16 protein-coding genes are annotated in these 17,407 nt (G+C 72.2%); 7 read left to right on the plus strand and 9 right to left on the minus strand.

The window, feature by feature from the left end:
* The first annotated feature begins 8 nt into the window (after positions 1-8).
* Together ACQY0Z_RS14135 and ACQY0Z_RS14140 are read left to right on the plus strand one after the other, a co-directional pair.
* The gene (locus tag ACQY0Z_RS14135; protein ID WP_381725405.1) at positions 9-623 is read left to right on the plus strand and encodes a TetR/AcrR family transcriptional regulator; all 615 of its coding nucleotides are present in this window, start codon (positions 9-11) and stop codon (positions 621-623) included.
* Positions 624-815: 192 nt separating this feature from the next.
* Complete coding sequence (locus ACQY0Z_RS14140; RefSeq protein ID WP_439812363.1) at positions 816-1,865, plus strand: endonuclease/exonuclease/phosphatase family protein; 1,050 nt, start codon at positions 816-818, stop codon at positions 1,863-1,865.
* Between the two features lie 75 nt (positions 1,866-1,940).
* Here ACQY0Z_RS14140 and ACQY0Z_RS14145 read toward each other — a convergent pair whose 3' ends face one another.
* The 3 genes from ACQY0Z_RS14145 to ACQY0Z_RS14155 all read right to left on the minus strand — a co-directional run bounded on the left by ACQY0Z_RS14145 (position 1,941) and on the right by ACQY0Z_RS14155 (position 5,066).
* The gene (locus ACQY0Z_RS14145) at positions 1,941-3,707 is read right to left on the minus strand and encodes an NAD+ synthase (protein WP_439812364.1); all 1,767 of its coding nucleotides are present in this window, start codon (positions 3,705-3,707) and stop codon (positions 1,941-1,943) included.
* Positions 3,708-3,771: 64 nt separating this feature from the next.
* Positions 3,772-4,404 (minus strand): DUF305 domain-containing protein, encoded by a 633-nt coding sequence (locus ACQY0Z_RS14150; RefSeq protein ID WP_189896601.1) that lies wholly within the window; start codon positions 4,402-4,404, stop codon positions 3,772-3,774.
* The gene (locus ACQY0Z_RS14155; protein ID WP_189896602.1) at positions 4,401-5,066 is read right to left on the minus strand and encodes a DUF3105 domain-containing protein; all 666 of its coding nucleotides are present in this window, start codon (positions 5,064-5,066) and stop codon (positions 4,401-4,403) included. The genes ACQY0Z_RS14150 and ACQY0Z_RS14155 overlap by 4 nt, the downstream gene beginning before the upstream one ends.
* Positions 5,067-5,242: 176 nt before the next feature.
* Here ACQY0Z_RS14155 and ACQY0Z_RS14160 point away from each other — a divergent pair, with 176 nt between their 5' ends.
* The gene (locus ACQY0Z_RS14160) at positions 5,243-5,686 is read left to right on the plus strand and encodes an RrF2 family transcriptional regulator (protein WP_189896604.1); all 444 of its coding nucleotides are present in this window, start codon (positions 5,243-5,245) and stop codon (positions 5,684-5,686) included.
* Positions 5,687-5,698: 12 nt separating this feature from the next.
* Here the strand turns inward: ACQY0Z_RS14160 and ACQY0Z_RS14165 are convergent, their stop codons facing one another.
* Positions 5,699-6,880 (minus strand): globin domain-containing protein, encoded by a 1,182-nt coding sequence (locus tag ACQY0Z_RS14165; protein ID WP_347226294.1) that lies wholly within the window; start codon positions 6,878-6,880, stop codon positions 5,699-5,701.
* 297 nt (positions 6,881-7,177) lie between these two features.
* Here ACQY0Z_RS14165 and glnA point away from each other — a divergent pair, with 297 nt between their 5' ends.
* Positions 7,178-8,539, plus strand: a complete 1,362-nt coding sequence (gene glnA / locus ACQY0Z_RS14170; protein ID WP_189896608.1) for a type I glutamate--ammonia ligase — start codon at positions 7,178-7,180, stop codon at positions 8,537-8,539.
* 105 nt (positions 8,540-8,644) lie between these two features.
* On the opposite strand, the gene ACQY0Z_RS14175 is transcribed toward glnA, so the two are convergent.
* Positions 8,645-9,202 (minus strand): DinB family protein, encoded by a 558-nt coding sequence (locus ACQY0Z_RS14175; protein WP_189896609.1) that lies wholly within the window; start codon positions 9,200-9,202, stop codon positions 8,645-8,647.
* Between the two features lie 321 nt (positions 9,203-9,523).
* Between ACQY0Z_RS14175 and ACQY0Z_RS14180 the strand changes: the two genes are divergently transcribed.
* Positions 9,524-11,071, plus strand: a complete 1,548-nt coding sequence (locus tag ACQY0Z_RS14180) for a pectate lyase family protein (protein WP_439812365.1) — start codon at positions 9,524-9,526, stop codon at positions 11,069-11,071.
* Between the two features lie 35 nt (positions 11,072-11,106).
* On the opposite strand, the gene ACQY0Z_RS14185 is transcribed toward ACQY0Z_RS14180, so the two are convergent.
* Positions 11,107-11,328 (minus strand): DUF397 domain-containing protein, encoded by a 222-nt coding sequence (locus ACQY0Z_RS14185; protein ID WP_189896613.1) that lies wholly within the window; start codon positions 11,326-11,328, stop codon positions 11,107-11,109.
* A 172-nt stretch (positions 11,329-11,500) separates the two neighbouring features.
* On the opposite strand from ACQY0Z_RS14185, the gene ACQY0Z_RS14190 reads away from it, so the two are divergent.
* Positions 11,501-12,064, plus strand: coding sequence for a Uma2 family endonuclease (locus tag ACQY0Z_RS14190; protein ID WP_246886866.1), 564 nt, complete (start codon positions 11,501-11,503; stop codon positions 12,062-12,064).
* Positions 12,065-12,263: 199 nt separating this feature from the next.
* Here the strand turns inward: ACQY0Z_RS14190 and ACQY0Z_RS14195 are convergent, their stop codons facing one another.
* Positions 12,264-12,704, minus strand: a complete 441-nt coding sequence (locus ACQY0Z_RS14195; protein ID WP_189896615.1) for a VOC family protein — start codon at positions 12,702-12,704, stop codon at positions 12,264-12,266.
* Between the two features lie 32 nt (positions 12,705-12,736).
* Positions 12,737-13,264, minus strand: coding sequence for a pyridoxamine 5'-phosphate oxidase family protein (locus tag ACQY0Z_RS14200; protein ID WP_254586556.1), 528 nt, complete (start codon positions 13,262-13,264; stop codon positions 12,737-12,739).
* A gap of 166 nt (positions 13,265-13,430) precedes the next feature.
* On the opposite strand from ACQY0Z_RS14200, the gene ACQY0Z_RS14205 reads away from it, so the two are divergent.
* The gene (locus tag ACQY0Z_RS14205) at positions 13,431-16,433 is read left to right on the plus strand and encodes a bifunctional [glutamine synthetase] adenylyltransferase/[glutamine synthetase]-adenylyl-L-tyrosine phosphorylase (RefSeq protein ID WP_254586555.1); all 3,003 of its coding nucleotides are present in this window, start codon (positions 13,431-13,433) and stop codon (positions 16,431-16,433) included.
* 22 nt (positions 16,434-16,455) lie between these two features.
* Here the strand turns inward: ACQY0Z_RS14205 and ACQY0Z_RS14210 are convergent, their stop codons facing one another.
* On the minus strand, positions 16,456-17,340 hold the full coding sequence (locus ACQY0Z_RS14210; protein ID WP_189896620.1) for a phosphatase PAP2 family protein: 885 nt from the start codon (positions 17,338-17,340) through the stop codon (positions 16,456-16,458).
* Between the last annotated feature and the right edge of the window lie 67 nt (positions 17,341-17,407).

Consider the following 17,407-nt stretch of genomic DNA (forward strand, 5'->3'; position numbering starts at 1 on the left):
CCGACGACGTGAGCCTGGCCGGCACCGGCCCCCGACGGGGCGGCCCCGCACGGGGACGCCCCCGCAGCGAGGCGGTCGAACGCGCCATCATCGAGGGGGTGATGAAGCTCCTGGAGGACGGCGTCCCGCTCGCGGAACTCTCCATCGAGCGCATCGCCCGCACCGCGGGCGTCGGCAAGGCCGCCATCTACCGGCGCTGGACCGGCAAGGAGCAGCTCTTCGTCGACGTCATGCGCGCCGCCGAGCCCCCCGACCCGGAACTGCCCGGCACCTCCATGCGCGACGACCTGGTGGTGCTGCTGGAGTCGCTGCGGCTGCGCGGCCTGGCCGGCCGCACCTCCGCGATCCTGCACAACGTCCGCGCACAGATGAAGTCCAGCCCCCGCCTGTGGGCCGCCTACCACGACACCGTCGTCCAGCCGCGCCGCCGCGTCGGCCTGGAGGTGCTGCGCCGGGGCCGCGACAACGGCGAACTGCGCGCCGACGTCGACCTGGAGCTCCTCAACGACATGGTGGTGGGCACGGTCCTGGTGCGCACCGTGCTGCGGCCCGACGCGGAGCTGCCCGCCGACCTCGCCGAACGCGTCGTCGACACCCTGCTGGAAGGACTGCGCCCGTCATGACGTGGCCGCGATGTGCGGGTTTCGTCACAGACGCCACCCCCGTCACGCACATCAGGAACTGCCCGCGCGGTCCCGCACGTCCTCGCTTCCGTACGGCCGCCCGGGCGGCGGCGGGAAAGGAACCGAACATCCCCTAGGGTCTTACGGACAACGGGGGGCGACGGTGTGCACGGCAGGTTGTGAGGCAACGGTATGGCGCAGCAGGCGTACATGACGGAGACGGACGACGGGCGCCAGGGCCCCCGGACCCCGGCCTCCCGGTTGCGGCGCCTGATCCGGCGGCTGGGCGCCCTGCGCGGGGACCGCGGCATCTGGCGCAGGGGCCGGCTGGTGGCCGTCTGCGCGCTCCTGCTGGCGCTGGTGATGCTGGCCCACGCGCACGTCCCGAACGCGGTCGGCAACCTGGGCAGCCTGCTGGAGACGTTCCTGCCGTGGCTCGGCCTGTTCGTGCCGGTGCTGCTGATCCTGGCGTTCGTCCGCCGCTCGGCGACGGCGCTGATCGCGACGGTGCTCCCGGTCGTCGTGTGGCTGAACCTGTTCGGCGGCCTGCTCAGCGACAAGAACGCCTCCGGCGGCGATCTGACGGTGGCCACGCACAACGTCAACGCCGAGAACCCGGACCCGTCCGGCACCGCCCGCGAGGTGGCCGCGGCGGGCGCGGACGTGCTGGCCCTCGAGGAGCTGAAGGCGTCCGAGGTGCCCGCCTACCGGGCCGCGCTGTCCGACACGTACGACTACCACGCGGTGGTCGGCACGGTCGGCCTCTGGTCCAAGTACCCGCTGAGCGACATCAGGTCGGTGGACATCCGGCTGGGCTGGCAGCGGGCGATGCGCGCCACGGTGGACGCGCCGGCCGGCCGGGTCGCGGTGTACGTCGCGCACCTGCCGTCGGTGCGGGTGAAGCTGGAGGCCGGGTTCACGGCCCGTCAGCGCGACAAGAGCGCCGACGCGCTGGGCGAGGCCATCGCGGACGAGCCGCTGGACAACGTGGTGCTGCTCGGCGACCTCAACGGCACGATGAACGACCGCTCCCTGAAGGCGGTCACCTCCCAGATGCGCTCCACGCAGGGCGCGGTGGGCAGCGGCTTCGGCTTCAGCTGGCCGGCGTCGTTCCCGATGGCGCGCATCGACCAGATCCTGGTCAGGGGCGCCGAGCCGGAGAGCTCCTGGACGCTCCCGCCGACGGCGAGCGACCACCTGCCGATAGCGGCACGGGTACGGGTCACCGACACCGCGGAATAGCTGAAACGGCCCGGACGCACGACGGCGGGCGGGGCGCGGAACACCGCACCCCGCCCGCCGTCGTCGTACCGGACCTCACACCTCGGGCGGCAGACCTTCGCGCCAGCCGTTGGTGATGGGCAGCCGGCGGTCCTTGCCGAAGCCCTTCGGGGAGATCTTGGTGCCCGGCGGGTACTGGCGACGCTTGTACTCCGCCCGGTCCACCATCCGCAGCGTCTTCTCGACCAGCTCGCGGTCGTAGCCGGCCTCGACGATGTCGTCCGCGCCCTTGTCCTGGTCCACGTACAGCGCCAGGATCGCGTCCAGCACCGGGTAGTCGGGCAGCGAGTCCGTGTCCACCTGGCCGGGGCGCAGCTCCGCGCTCGGCGGCTTGGAGATGGAGTTCTCCGGGATCGGCGGCGTCTCGCCCCGCTCCTCGGCCGCGCGGTTGCGCCACCGCGCCAGCCGGAACACCAGCGTCTTGTACACGTCCTTGATGGGCCCGTACGCGCCGACCGAGTCGCCGTACAGCGTCGAGTAGCCCACCGCCAGCTCGGACTTGTTGCCCGGGGCCAGGACGATGTGGCCCTCCTGGTTGGAGATGGCCATCAGCATCGTGCCGCGCAGCCGTGACTGGAGGTTCTCCTCCGCGAGGCCGGTCAGCTCCAGCGACCCCATGTACGCGTCGAACATCGGCTCGATCGCCACCGTGCGGAAGTTCAGCCCGGTGCGCCGCGCCAGCTCCGCCGCGTCGCCCTTGGAGTGCTCGGAGGAGTACTTCGACGGCATCGACACGCCGTACACGTTCTCCGGGCCGACCGCGTCGCAGGCGATCGCGGCGACCAGCGCCGAGTCGATGCCGCCGGACAGCCCGATCAGCACCGAACGGAACCCGTTCTTCTGCACGTACGCCCGCAGGCCCACGACCAGCGCCGAGTACACCTCCGCGTCGTCGTCGAGGCGCTCCGCGTAGCCGCCCGTGTGCTCCGGCTCGTACGCGGGGAGCGGGTCCTCGGACAGCACGACCCGCTCGATGCGCAGCCCGTCGTCCACCACGCCCTCCGGCGCGTCGGCCGCCGCGGCCGGCAGGTCCAGGTCGACCAGCAGACACGTCTCGGAGAACTGCGGGGCGCGCGCGATCACCTCGCCGTCCGCGCCGACGACGATCGAGTCGCCGTCGAAGACCAGGTCGTCCTGCCCGCCCATCATCGCCAGGTACGCGGTGGTGCAGCCGGCCTCCTGCGCCCGCTTGCGCACCAGCTCCAGACGCGTGTCGTCCTTGTCCCGCTCGTACGGCGAGGCGTTCACCGACAGCAGCAGCCCGGCCCGCGCGGAACGCGCCGCCGGCACCCGGCCGCCGTCCTGCCACAGGTCTTCGCAGATGGCGAGGGCGACGTCCACGCCGTGCACCCGCACCACCGGCAGGGTGTCGCCGGGCACGAAGTAGCGGAACTCGTCGAAGACGCCGTAGTTCGGCAGGTGGTGCTTGGCGAAGCTCAGCGCCACCTCGCCCCGGTAGAGCACGGCCGCCGCGTTGCGCGGGGCGCCCGCGGGCTGGCCGTACTTCGGCTGGGCGGCGGCGCTGCGGTCCAGGTAGCCGACGACCACCGGCACGTCGCCGAGGCCCTCGTCGGCGAGGCGCGCGGCGAGGGCGCGCAGGGACGCCCGGGAGGCCTCCACGAAGGACGACCGCAGGGCGAGGTCCTCGACGGGATACCCGGTCAGCGCCATCTCCGGGAACGCCACGAGATGCGCCCCCTGCCCGGCGGACTCACGGGCCCGGCGGACAATCGTTTCCGCGTTGCCGGCGAGATCGCCGACGGTCGAGTCGATCTGGTTCAGGGCGAGTCGTAGTTGAGGCACCCGGCCAGTGTAATCGTCAGAGCGACGCGATGTGGGGTTGCGGCACTGCGGGCCTTCCGCGCCGTCACGGCCGTGCGGCCGCTCCCCGCGCCTTCAGCATCCCCGCCATCAGCCGGATCTCCGACTCCTGGCCCTCGACCATCCCCTGCGCCAGCCGCTTGCCCGCCTCCACCTCGCAGGCGCGCACACAGCCCTCGGCCATGTGCACACCGCCCCGGTGATGGGCCGTCATCAGCTGGAGGTAGAACACCTCGGCCTGCCTGCCGTTCAGCCGGCCCAGCCGCTCCATCTCCGCGTCCGTCGCCATGCCCGGCATCAGCGCGCCGTCCTCGCCGGCGGCCATGGCGCGCATCCCCATCCAGGTCATGGGCGGGTCGGCGGACACCTTCGGCAGCTCCCACAGGTCGAGCCAGCCCAGCAGCATGCCCCGCTGGTTGGCCTGCGTCTGGGCGATGTCGTAGGCGAGCCGCCGCACCTCCTCGTCGTCGGTGCGGTCGCGCACGACGTACGACATCTCCACGGCCTGCTGGTGGTGCACCGCCATGTCCCGGGCGAACCCGGCGTCGGCGGAGTCCGCCGCCGGGACGGGCAGGGCGCGCTCCTCCTCGCCGGCCGCCGAGGCGACCGCCCACCCGGCCGCCGCGCCGACGACGAGCACCGCCGCCACCGCGCCGGCGGCCGGTGCGGGCCGCCTCACTTCGACAGCCCGCCCGTGCAGGCCGCACCCGGCTCGGGCGTCTGCTGCCCCTGCACGAACTTCTCCAGGAACGCGTCCACGGCAGGGTCGGTGGCGCCGTTCACCGTGCGCTGGTGGCCCCACGCGGTCAGCACGATCGGGTCCTTCTGCCCGTCGACCGGGCTCATCAGCGTGTACGGCGTCTTCTTCACCTTCGCCGCCAGCGCCTCCACGTCGGCCTTCGGCGCGTCGCCGTTGTACGTCACCCACACCGCGCCGTGCTCGAGGGAGTGGACCGCGTTGGTCGCGTTGATCTCGTCCTCGTAGACGTCCCCGTTGCAGTTCATCCACACGGGGTTGTGGTCACCGCCCACGGGAGGCGTCACCGGGTAGTCGACGGACTTGGTGACGTGCTCGCGGCCCAGCTCGCCCTTCCAGGCACGCACGCCGTCCGCGTCCGTGACGAACGTGCCCGCGCTCTTGGCGTCGTCCGCCGCGCTGCCGCCGCCGTCGTCCGACTGCGCCTGGACCAGCACCACCCCGCCGGCGACCAGGCCGGCGACGACCACCACGGAGGCGGCGACGACGAGGATCCGGTTGCGGCGCTCGCGGGCCTGCTCGGCGCGCCGCATCTCCTCTATGCGGGCCGTGCGTGACGCGCTGCTCTTCTTGGCGGAGCCCATGGAGGTGTCCTTCGGGTCGGAGGAGGTGGGGCCTTGAGTGGTGATCGGGTCAGCTGATCGTAAGGGGGGAGCCGGGAGAGTCGTAGGGGGCGGCGGCGACGGACGGCCCCGGGCGGATCCGGTGAAGGTCCGGCCGTAAATTTTGAGCCAGGATTCCGATTACCTACGCTGCCGGTATGCGGCTGCTGCGCTCCACCGACCTCGCCCTGCGGGTCCTCATGCGCCTCGCCGTGGCCGGCGACACCAGTCCGACGACGCGAGAGGTCGCGGCGGCCATGGACGTGCCGTACACCCACGCCGCGAAGGTCGTCGCCGAGCTCCAGCACATGGGACTGCTCACCGCCCGGCGCGGCCGGGGCGGCGGCCTGTCCCTCACCGAGAAGGGCCGCGGGGCCTCCGTCGGCGGCCTGGTCCGCGCCTTCGAGGGGGAGGGGGACGTCGTCGACTGCGACGGCGCCGCGAGCACCGCGCCCTGCCCCCTGCGCTCCGACTGCCGGCTGCGCGGCGCGCTGCGGCGGGCCCAGGAGGCGTTCTACGCCTCGCTGGACCCGCTGACGGTCACGGACCTCACCGCGGACCCGACAGGGCCCCTGCTGCTGGGCGTCCCGCGCGTCCGCTAGCGGTTCACACCCTCACCGCGCGAGCCACAGGTCGGGCCCGAACACCTCGTAGTGCACGTCCGCAGGCGCCACGCCCATGGTGATGAGCTGCTCGCGGACCATCCGCATGAACGGCAGGGGACCGCACAGGTACGCGCGCGTGCCGGCCGCGACCGGCACGTCCGTGAGGTCGACGTACCCGGTGCCGGCGCCCGCCGGGGCGTCCTGCTCGTACCAGAACCGCACGGTCGCGTCCGGCAGCTTCGCCGCGTAGGCCTCGTGGTCCGCGCGCAGGGCGTGGTCGGCGGGGGAGCGGTCGCCGTGCACGACGGTCACCGGGGCGCGGTGCCCCGAGCCGGCGAGGTGCGCGAGCATCGCGACGAGCGGGGTCACGCCGATCCCGGCGGAGGCCAGCAGCAGCGGGGTGTCGTCGTCGGCGTCGAGCACCAGGTCGCCGTACGCCTCGGACAGCTCCAGGACGTCGCCGACGCGGACGCGCGCGTGGAGGTGGGCGGACACCTCGCCGTCGGGCGCCGAGCCGTCGTGCACCCGCTTCACGCTGAACTGCCGCAGGCCGGCGCCGGGCACGCCGGAGAGGCTGTACTGCCGTATCTGACGGGCGCCGTCCGCGAGCGGCACCCGCACGGACACGTACTGGCCCGGGCGGAAGTCGCGCACCGGGCCGCCGTCGGCCGGACGCAGCCGGAAGGTCACCACGTCGGCGGTCTCGGCGACCCGCTCGACGACCTCCCAGGGCCGCCAGGACGCCCCGCCGCGCTCCTCGTACAGCCGCTTCTCGACGGCGGTCAGGGCGTTCGCCATCAGCCAGTAGACCTCGTCCCAGGCGGCGGCGACCTCGGGCGTGACCGCGTCGCCCAGCACCTCCGCGATCGCGGCGAACAGGTGCTCGTGGACGATCGCGTACTGGTCCGGGGTGACGCCGAGAGAGGCGTGCTTGTGGGCGATGCGCGACAGCATCGCGTCGGGCCGGTCGTCCGGGTGGTCCAGCAGGTGGGCGGCGAACGCCGCGATGGACCCCGCGAGGGCCTGGCGCTGGGTGCCGGCGGCCTGGTTGCCGCGGTTGAACAGGTCGCGCAGCAGCTCGGGACGGGCGGCGAACATCCCGGCGTAGAAGCGCTCGGTGATCTCGCCGAGGGAGGCGCCCACGGCGGGCAGGGTGGCGCGGACGGTGGCGGCGGAGTGCTCGGACAGCATCGGGTCTCCTCGTGGCTCGGATGCCTGCGCCCCCATTAAAACTTGCATCTGAAACTCAAATTTAGGCGGGGGTCCCGTACCGCTCCTCCCGCTGTCGTGGCGACCGCTGTGACCGGGCAAGATGAGCGAAGGAGCCGTGCCTTCGACGGCCCCGGCGGTTCAGGCCGCGGCCGGTCGCCCGACCGGGCCCGGCAACGCGTATGAAACGCTGGTGTGGTGGGATGCACGAGTGCCGGACCGTCTCCTGGGGACCGGGAGGTACGGGCGGCCTGACCGGCAGGAATGGGGAAGCGGAAGATGGACAAGCAGCAGGAGTTCGTGCTCCGGACGTTGGAGGAGCGCGACATCCGGTTCGTACGCCTGTGGTTCACCGACGTCCTGGGCTTCCTCAAGTCCGTGGCCGTCGCCCCGGCCGAGCTCGAGCAGGCCTTCGACGAGGGCATCGGCTTCGACGGCTCCGCCATCGAGGGCTTCGCCCGCGTGCACGAGTCCGACATGATCGCCAAGCCGGACCCGTCGACCTTCCAGATCCTGCCCTGGCGCGCCGAGGCGCCCGGCACGGCCCGGATGTTCTGCGACATCCTCATGCCGGACGGCTCCCCGTCCTTCGCGGACCCGCGCTACGTCCTCAAGCGCGCCCTCGCCCGCACCTCCGACCTGGGCTTCACCTTCTACACCCACCCGGAGATCGAGTTCTTCCTGCTGAAGGACAAGCCGGTCGACGGCACCCGCCCGACCCCGGCGGACAACTCCGGCTACTTCGACCACACCCCGCAGAACGTCGGCATGGACTTCCGCCGCCAGGCGATCACCATGCTGGAGTCGATGGGCATCTCGGTGGAGTTCTCCCACCACGAGGGCGCCCCCGGCCAGCAGGAGATCGACCTGCGCTACGCGGACGCGCTGTCGACCGCGGACAACATCATGACGTTCCGCCTGGTCATGAAGCAGGTGGCGCTGGAGCAGGGCGTGCAGGCGACGTTCATGCCCAAGCCGTTCTCCGAGCACCCCGGCTCCGGCATGCACACCCACCTCTCCCTCTTCGAGGGCGACCGCAACGCCTTCTACGAGTCCGGCGCGGAGTACCAGCTCTCCAAGGTGGGCCGCTCCTTCATCGCGGGCCTGCTGCGGCACGCGGCGGAGATCTCCGCGGTCACCAACCAGTGGGTCAACTCCTACAAGCGCATCTGGGGCGGTACCGAGCGCACCGCGGGCGCGGGCGGCGAGGCCCCCTCGTACATCTGCTGGGGCCACAACAACCGCTCGGCCCTGGTCCGCGTGCCCATGTACAAGCCAGGCAAGACCGGCTCGGCGCGCGTGGAGGTCCGCTCCCTCGACTCCGGCGCCAACCCGTACCTCGCCTACGCCCTGCTCCTCGCGGCCGGCCTCAAGGGCATCGAGGAGGGCTACGAGCTCCCGCCGGGCGCCGAGGACGACGTCTGGGCCCTCTCCGACGCGGAACGCCGCGCGCTGGGCATCGAGCCCCTCCCGCAGAACCTCGGGGAGGCGCTCGCCCTGATGGAACGCAGCGACCTGGCCGCCGAGACCCTCGGCGAGCACGTCTTCGACTTCTTCCTGCGGAACAAGAAGCAGGAGTGGGAGGAGTACCGCTCGGAGGTCACGGCGTTCGAGCTGAGGAAGAACCTGCCTGTTCTGTAGGCGCTGAGCCTGATTCCACTGACACGGCGGACACGGCGGGCACGGCGAACGGGGCCGACGGTCGACGACCGCCGGCCCCGTTCGTGCGTCCGACGACCCGGGGCGTCACCCCATGGTCTTCGCCCCGTCCAGCGCCTCACGGATGATGTCCGCGTGACCCGCGTGCTGCGCCGTCTCCGCGAGGATGTGCAGCAGCACTCGGCGCGCGCTCCACTCCGGCTGGCCCTCGAACCACGGCGCCTTCGGCAGCGGCCACGACGTGTCCAGGTCGGGGAGGCCCGCGACGACCTCCTCCGTGCGGCGGGCCACCTCCGCGTACGCGTCGAGGACGCCGGCCAGCGTCTCGCCGGGCAGCATCCTGAACTCGGCCTCCCGGCGCGCGAAGTCCTCCTCCGTCATCGACGCGAAGTCCGGCATCGCCGACGGGCCCTCCAGGATGAAGCCCACCCAGGCCCGCTCCATCGCGGTGACGTGCTTGATCAGGCCGCCCAGACACAGCTCGCTCTTCGTCGTCCGCAGGCCCGCCTGCTCGTCGGAGAGCCCACGCGTGGTGAACCGCAGGAAGTCCCGGTGCTTGGCGAGCGTCTCCAGCAGGTCGGCGTGCTCGCCCGTGACGGCGGGGGCCTCGGCGGACTGGTCGGTGGTCAGCTGGTTCGCGGTCATGGTCTCCGCCTTCGTGGTGGGTTCGGTGATCTTGCGTGTTCCGCGCCGTACGTGCCCGGCGCGACGAGAGACACGCTAGGAGCCATGTAGGTCGGATCATGACCTAGTGGGAGCCGCCTCCGCCTCGTGATTCGGAGGCTCCCGCTCCGTTCTCGCGCGGAACCTTGTCAGCCCGCAGCCGCGCCTCTACTGTCGCGACACACAGACAGAAAGCGCTTTCTCCATCGATGGGTCAGGCTTACCCCGCCTCACGCTCATCGGTGCCACTGACATGCCCCTGACAGCTTCCATGACAGTGAACGACGAAAGGCGAAAACGACCATGAGACGAGCAGTCGCCGTACGGCTCTCCGCGTTACTGGCCGCCGGGGCCCTGACGGCCGCCACCGGCGTGGCGCTGTCCACGACCTCCGCGTCCGCCGCCACCGGAGGGGTCACCGGCTACGCGACCCAGAACGGCGGGACCACCGGCGGGGCGGGCGGGCAGACGGTCCGCGCCACCACCGGCACCGCGATCCATCAGGCCCTTTGCAGTCGGGCCAGCAGCTCCACCCCGATCACCATCCAGGTCGAGGGCACCATCAACCACGGCAACACCACCAAGGTGTCCGGCTCCAGCTGCAACACCGCCGCCGACAAGATCGAGCTGAAGCAGGTCAGCAACATCACCATCGTGGGCGTCGGCAACGGCGCGGTCTTCGACCAGCTGGGCATCCACATCCGCGAGGCGAGCAACATCGTCATCCAGAACGTGACGGTCAAGAACGTCAAGAAGTCCGGCTCGCCCACGTCGAACGGCGGCGACGCCATCGGCATGGAAAGCGATGTCAGAAACGTCTGGGTGGACCATGTCACGCTGGAGGCGTCCGGCGGTGAGTCCGAGGGCTACGACGGCCTGTTCGACATGAAGGACAACACCCAGTACGTGACGCTCTCGTACAGCGTCCTGCGCAACTCCGGGCGCGGCGGCCTCATCGGCTCCAGCGAGAGCGACCGCTCCAACGGGTACGTGACCTTCCATCACAACCTGTACGAGAACATCGACTCCCGTGCGCCCCTGCTGCGCGGCGGCATCGCGCACATGTACAACAACCACTACAAGCGGCTGAACGAGTCCGGCATCAACTCCCGCGCCGGCGCCCGCGCGAAGGTGGACAACAACTACTTCGAGGACTCCAAGGACGTCCTCGGCACCTTCTACACCAGCGAGGCCGGCTACTGGCAGGTCGGCGGCAACGTCTTCGACAACGTCACCTGGTCCTCGCGAAGCGGCGACCACAACCCGGCGGGCCCGAACCCCACGTCGAACACATCGGTGAGCATCCCGTACGGCTTCACCCTGGACGGGGCGAACTGCGTGCCGAGCGTGGTCGCGCAGACGGCGGGCGCGAACAAGGGGCTGAAGGTGTCGGACGGCAGCTGCACCCCGCAGAGCCCGGACCCGACCGACCCCGGCCCGACGGACCCGGGTGAGCCGACCGACCCCGGTCCCACCGACCCGCCCGCCAGCACCAACCTGAGCCTCGGCGCGGGCGCGGACGGCTCCTCCAAGGCCTCCGGCACCAGCTACGGCAACGTGGTCGACGGCAACACCAGCACCTACTGGTCGCCGTCCGGCTCGACCGGCTCGGTCTCGGTGAAGTGGGGCTCCGCCACCACGGTGTCCAAGGTCAACATCCGCCTGGCCTCCGGCTCCGGCACCATCGGCGCCTACCGCCTGCTCAACCACGACACGGGCGCGGTCCTGGCCACCGGCAGCGGAGCGGGCACGGTCGCCTTCTCCCCGGCCTCCCTGAAGAAGATCACCCTGGAGATCACCAACGCCTCGGGCACCCCGCGCATCGCGGAGTTCGAGACGTACGCGAGCTGAACGATGCGGGGGCCGTCCTCGCGGCGGCCCCCGCATCAGCAGGCGCTGTGCGACACGAAGCGGCTCCACGCGGCGGACGTGACGGTGAAGCGGGGGCCGTCGGGGGCTTTGGAGTCCCGGACGTGGACGGTACCGGGGGATATCGCGACCTCCACGCAGTCGTTTCCGTCCCCGCTGCTGCTGTAGCTGCTCCGGAACCACGGCAGTGTCGGGGCGTCCTGCTCACCGCCAGCACTCGGCGGGACCGGACCAGACATGGACGAGCCATGCCGACGCCCCTGGGGTGGGCGCCTGAGCGGCACACTCGTTCGAGGTCTCGCTCACGGCGGCGAAACCTCGTGTCAGCAGGTGGGAGCGCCCGTATGCTGGCCGTGTACCGCGTGTCCAGGTCACACCGAGACTGCCGGTCGGACGAGGAGGCGAAAGGGAATGAGCGTTGCCATGGACCACACCGGGCCGTGGACCGTCGCCGACGTCCTGGCCCTGCCCGAAGACCGCACCACCCGCTACGAACTGCTGGGGGAGTCCCTCGTCATGTCCCCCGCCCCCGGCGTCCGCCACCAGCGGGCCTCGTTCCGCCTCCACGTCGCCCTGGACGCGGCTGCCCGAGCCGTCGGCGCGCCGGTGGAGATCCTGGAAGGCGTCAACGTCGTCCTGCCGTCCGGGCTCGTCGTGCCCGACCTGGTCGTGGCCGACGCCGGCGCGACCGCCGACGACCCTGTCACCGTCGACATCGACGCGGTCCAGCTTGTCGTCGAACTGGTCTCCCCCGGCAACAGCACCATGGACCGCAAGGTCAAGCCCATGCTGTACGCCGAGGCCGCCATCCCGCACTTCTGGCGCCTGGAGTTCGACCCCGCCCCCATGCTCGTCATCCATGAACTGCAGGGCGGTCGCTACGTAGAGCGGACCACGGCACTCGCGGGCGCGACCACCCACCTGGACGCCCCGTATCCGATCGCAATCGATCCGGCTGGACTCTCCCGGCAGTAGAGGCCTTCTGACGGCAACACTGACGGCAACCGGACCCGCCAGAGCCTGACGTCAGCGGATTCGCGCGGACCCATGGATCGGCGTTGACCTGCGAAGACGCAGGTGAACAGGGGACGCCCAGCACACGTACCATGTGCTGGCGGGCGAAACGCCGGTACTGGTCCTGCCCGACGACCTCTGGCCTTCCGACGCGCCGCGTCTAGGACTCGGCCTGCTCCGCCAGGACCTTGTGCAGCGGCTCCGTCGCTCGCCGCCGGTACTCCTGGACCGCCCAGCCGTTGCCGTCCGGGTCGGTGAAGTGCATGAACGTGGCGCCGTCGGAGTCGGCGTAGCGGACCGGCTCGGAGATCTCCAGGCCGCGGGTGACGAACTCCGCGTGAGCCTTGCCGATGTCGGCGACGCAGAGCTGGAGGCCCTGGTAGGCGCCCGGGGCCGGGGTGGGGCCCGGGGTCATCTCCCAGATGCTCTCGCCGAGTGCGATCGAGCAGCCGGAGCCCGGCGGGGTCAGCTGGACGATGCGCATGCCCGGCATGACCTCCTGGTCGATGTCGACGTGGAAGCCGACCTTGTCCCGGTAGAAGTCCCGGGCCCGGTCGATGTCGCTCACCGGCAGCGGGATCACTTCGAGGGTCATGTCCATGAGAGCCTCCGGCTCCTTCGTCGGGTACCGCGTCAGGCGAACCGCCACCGGGTCTGGCTGAACGGCTCTCCCTTACCGAAACCGAAGATGGTGCGCGGCGCCACCGAGAAGACCACGGCGCGGCCCGGACCGTGGTGGAAATGGCCCTCCCGTACCTCGAAGCGCCAGAAGTCGCCGTACTTCTCCTCCCACAGCGCGGCCAGCTCGCGCAGACGCGCGTCGTCCGCGACGCGTTCCGCGCGGCCCTCCACGACCACGTCGTAGCCCTCCGCCCAGGTGTTGACGCCGGTGGTCAGCACGACGTGCGGGTTCTCGGCGAGGTTGCGGGCCTTGCGCTCCTCCGGTCCGGTGCAGAAGTGCAGGGCGCCGGACGACCAGACCGCCGGGAGCGGGGTGACGTGCGGGCGGCCGTCGGGGCGGACCGTGGAGATCCAGAACAGCTCCGCCTCCGCGATCAGCCGCTCCACCTCCCGCCAGGGCGGCGCACCCGCCCGCGGGTCGCTGTAGCGGGGATCGACCCGGGCTTCGGGCGTGGCGGGGGTGTCGGGAACGTCGGTCATGGGAACTCCTCGACGGTCGGACGGACGCGGCCGCGGAACCGCGGTCTCCTCATCAGACCCCGCCCGGCCCGGGAATTCACCGCGGGCCGCCTCGGGGCCGTGATCGCGTCCTCCGGTTAGGCTCAGGGCCGTACGACCCTGAACCGAGGCACGAGGGAGGCCGGGGATGACGTCGGCGCCGGGGCGCAGGAGCAGTATCTTCACGCGGCTGCTGCGGCACGGCTTCACCGATCCGTCGGCCGCCGAACGCCTCCTCGACAGCCCCGAGCTGGCGACCGTCCGCAACGACCCGGTGCTGCTCGACGCCCTCGGCGGCACCGCCGATCCCGACCTCGCCCTGCACGGACTGGTGCGGCTGCTGGAGGCGCAGGACAGCGCCACCGACCGGCAGGAACTGCTGGACACGGTGATAGCGGCCAAGCCGCTGCGCGACCGCCTCCTCGGCGTGCTCGGCGCCTCCGAGGCGCTCGCCGAGCACCTGGCCCGCCACCCCCACGACTGGCAGGCCCTCGTCACCTACGAGCCGCGCGACCTGCACCCCGGCGTGGAGGAGTTCGAACGCGGCCTCGCCGACGCCGCCGACCCGGTCGCCCTGCGCGTCGCCTACCGCCGCTGCCTGCTGTCCATCGCCGCCCGCGACGTCTGCGGCACCGTCGACGTCTCCCAGACCGCCGCCGAGCTCGCCGACCTCGCCACCGCCACCCTGCGCAGGGCCCTCGCCCTGGCGGAGGCGGACGCGCCCGAGGACGCCGCGATGTGCCGGCTCGCGGTGATCGCGATGGGCAAGTGCGGCGGCCACGAGCTGAACTACGTCTCCGACGTCGACGTCATCTTCGTCGGCGAGGCGGCCGGCGACGCCGACGAGGGCAAGGCGCTGCGCGCCGCGACCCGGCTCGCCTCGCACATGATGCGGATCTGCTCGGAGACCACCGTCGAGGGCTCCATCTGGCCCGTCGACGCCAACCTCCGCCCCGAGGGCCGCAACGGCCCGCTCGTCCGCACCCTCGCCTCCCACCTCGCCTACTACCAGCGGTGGGCGAAGACCTGGGAGTTCCAGGCGCTGCTCAAGGCCCGCCCGGTCGCCGGCGACCTCGCGCTCGGCGAGGAGTACACGGCCGCGCTGCGGCCGCTGGTGTGGAAGGCCGCCGAGCGGGAGAACTTCGTCGCCGACGTGCAGGAGATGCGCCGCCGGGTCGTGGCGAACATCCCCGCCGCCGAGGTCGACCGCCAGCTCAAGCTCGGCCCCGGCGGCCTCAGGGACGTCGAGTTCGCCGTGCAGCTGCTCCAGCTGGTGCACGGCCGTGCCGACGCCTCCCTGCGCAGCGGCACCACCCTCGACGCGCTCAAGGCGCTCGCCGCCGGCGGGTACGTGGGCCGCGCGGACGCCGCCCAGCTCGACGAGGCGTACCGCTTCCTGCGCACCCTGGAGCACCGCATCCAGCTGCACCGGCTGCGCCGCACCCACCTCGTCCCCGAGGGCGAGGCCGACCTGCGGCGCCTCGGCCGCTCCCTGGGGCTGCGCACCGACCCGGTCGCCGAGCTGACCCGCGAGTGGCGGCGCCACGCCGGCGTGGTGCGGCGGCTGCACGAGAAGCTGTTCTACCGGCCGCTGCTCGACGCCGTCGCCGCGCTCGCCCCCGGCGAGGCCCGGCTCAGCGCGGAGGCCGCCCGTGAACGCCTGGTCGCCCTCGGCTACGCCGACCCCGCAGCCGCCCTGCGCCACCTGGAGGCGCTCGCCTCCGGTGTCACCCGCAAGGCCGCCATCCAGCGCACCCTGCTTCCGGTGCTGCTCGGCTGGTTCGCGGACTCCGCCGACCCCGACGCGGGCCTGCTGAACTTCCGCAAGGTGTCCGACGCGCTCGGCAAGACGCCCTGGTACCTGCGGCTGCTGCGCGACGAGGGCGCCGCCGCGGAGAACCTCGCCCGGGTGCTGTCCGCCGGGCGGCTCGCCCCCGACCTGCTGATGCGCGCCCCCGAGGCGGTCGCGCTGCTCGGCGACGGGGACGGCGGCGGCCTCACCCCGCGCTCCCGCGCGTCCCTGGAGCAGGAGATCCTCGCCGCCGTCCGCCGCGCCGACAACGCCGTCCAGGGTGTCACCGCCGCCCGAGGGGTGCGCCGCCGCGAGCTGTTCCGCACGGCCGCCGCCGACATCGTCGGCTCCTACGGCACCGAGTCGCAGCCCGCCGAGGCCGACCAGGGCGCCCTGGTGGACCTGGTCGGGGGCGCGGTGTCCGACCTGACCGCCGCCACCCTCGCCGGCACGCTCCGCGCGGTGGTCCGCGAGGGCTGGGGGGACACCCTCCCCACCCGGTTCGCCGTCATCGGCATGGGCCGCTTCGGCGGGCACGAGCTGGGCTACGGCTCCGACGCGGACGTCCTGTTCGTGCACGAGCCGCGCGAGGGCGTGAGCGAGCGGGAGGCGTCCGAGGCCGCGAACAAGGTGGTCGCCGAGATGCGCAGGCTGCTCCAGGTGCCCAGCGCCGACCCGCCGCTGCTGATCGACGCCGACCTGCGTCCGGAGGGCAAGTCGGGCCCGCTGGTGCGCACCCTCGGCTCGTACGAGGCGTACTACCGGCGCTGGGCGCTGGTGTGGGAGCGGCACGCCCTGCTGCGCGCCGAGCCCGTGGCCGGGGACGAGGAGCTGGGCCGCCGCTTCGTGGAGCTGATAGACCCGCTGCGGTACCCGTCCGGAGGGCTGGACGAGGACGCGGTCCGGGAGATCCGCCGGCTCAAGGCCCGTATGGAGTCCGAGCGGCTGCCGCGCGGCGCCGACCCGAAACTCCACGCCAAGCTGGGCCCGGGCGGGCTGTCCGACGTGGAGTGGACCGTGCAGCTGCTCCAGCTGCGGCACGCGGCCGAGCTGCCGGGGCTGCGGACGACCCGCACCCGTGAGGCGCTGGCCGCCGCGCGCGAGGCGGGGCTGGTGTCGGAGGAGGACGCGGAGATCCTCGACGAGGCGTGGGTGCTGGCCACCCGCGTCCGCAACGCGGTGATGCTGGTCCGAGGCCGGGCGGGGGACACCTTCCCCACCGTCCCGCGCGAGCTGGCCGCCGTCGGCCGCTACCTGGGCTACGGCCCCGGCCACGCCGGCGACATGCTCGACGCCTACCGCCGCACGGCCCGCAGGGCGCGCGGGGTGGTGGAGGAGCTGTTCTACGGCGGGCTGTAGCCGCTGTACGGACAGCCCGGTGTCAGACCTGCTTCTGCGGGGGCACGCCTTCCGGGGCGGCCCGCTTCTGTCGTCCCGGGGGAGCGTCCGGGAGGTGACGGGGGAGGGCGGAGGGACGGCGGCCGTACCAGGCGTGGGCGACTCCGTAGCCGACGGCGAGGCACAGGACGCCGCCGACCGCGTCCAGCCAGAAGTGGTTGGCGGTGGCGACGATGACCACCAGCGTGGCCACCGGGTACAGCAGCCCCAGCACCCGCGCCCACGGCACCGTGGCCAGCGCGAACAGGGTGAGGCCGCACCACAGCGACCAGCCGATGTGCATGGACGGCATCGCCGCGTACTGGTTGGAGACGTTCTTCAGGTCGCCGGACGCCATCGAGCCCCAGGTCTGGTGGACCACGACCGTGTCGACGAAGTCCTGGCCGTTCATCAGCCGCGGCGGGGCGAGCGGGAAGAGGTAGAAGCCGACCAGGGCGAAACCCGTGGTGACGAACAGGACGAGGCGGGTCGCCGCGTACCGGCCGGGGTGTCTGCGGTACAGCCACACCAGCACACCCAGCGTCACCACGAAGTGCAGGGTGGCGTAGTAGTAGTTCATCCCGACGACGAGCCAAGTCACCGAGTTCACCGCGTGGTTCACGGACTCCTCGAAGGCCGCGCCGAGTTGGCCCTCGAGCCGCCAGATCAGATCGGCGTTGCGCAGGGCCTCCGCCCGCTGCTCGGGCACCGCGTTGCGCACGAGCGAGTACGTCGCGTAACTCACCGCGATCAGCAGGATCTCGAACCACAGCCGAGGCCGGCGGGGAGCGCGAAATCGGCGCAGGCGACCCGTCGCCGCCGCCTCCTCGACGGGGCTCGCCGAGGCCGCCTCGCGGCCTTCCAGCGTGGTCACGGTCGAGTCACCCATGGGCACAGAGTCTGCCAGAAAAGACCTCTCGGTCAGATCATCCCCCGGGCGGGTCCCACCCGCATGT

This window comes from Streptomyces sp. P9-2 (assembly GCF_051903975.1).
Lineage (GTDB): Bacteria > Actinomycetota > Actinomycetes > Streptomycetales > Streptomycetaceae > Streptomyces > Streptomyces cellulosae.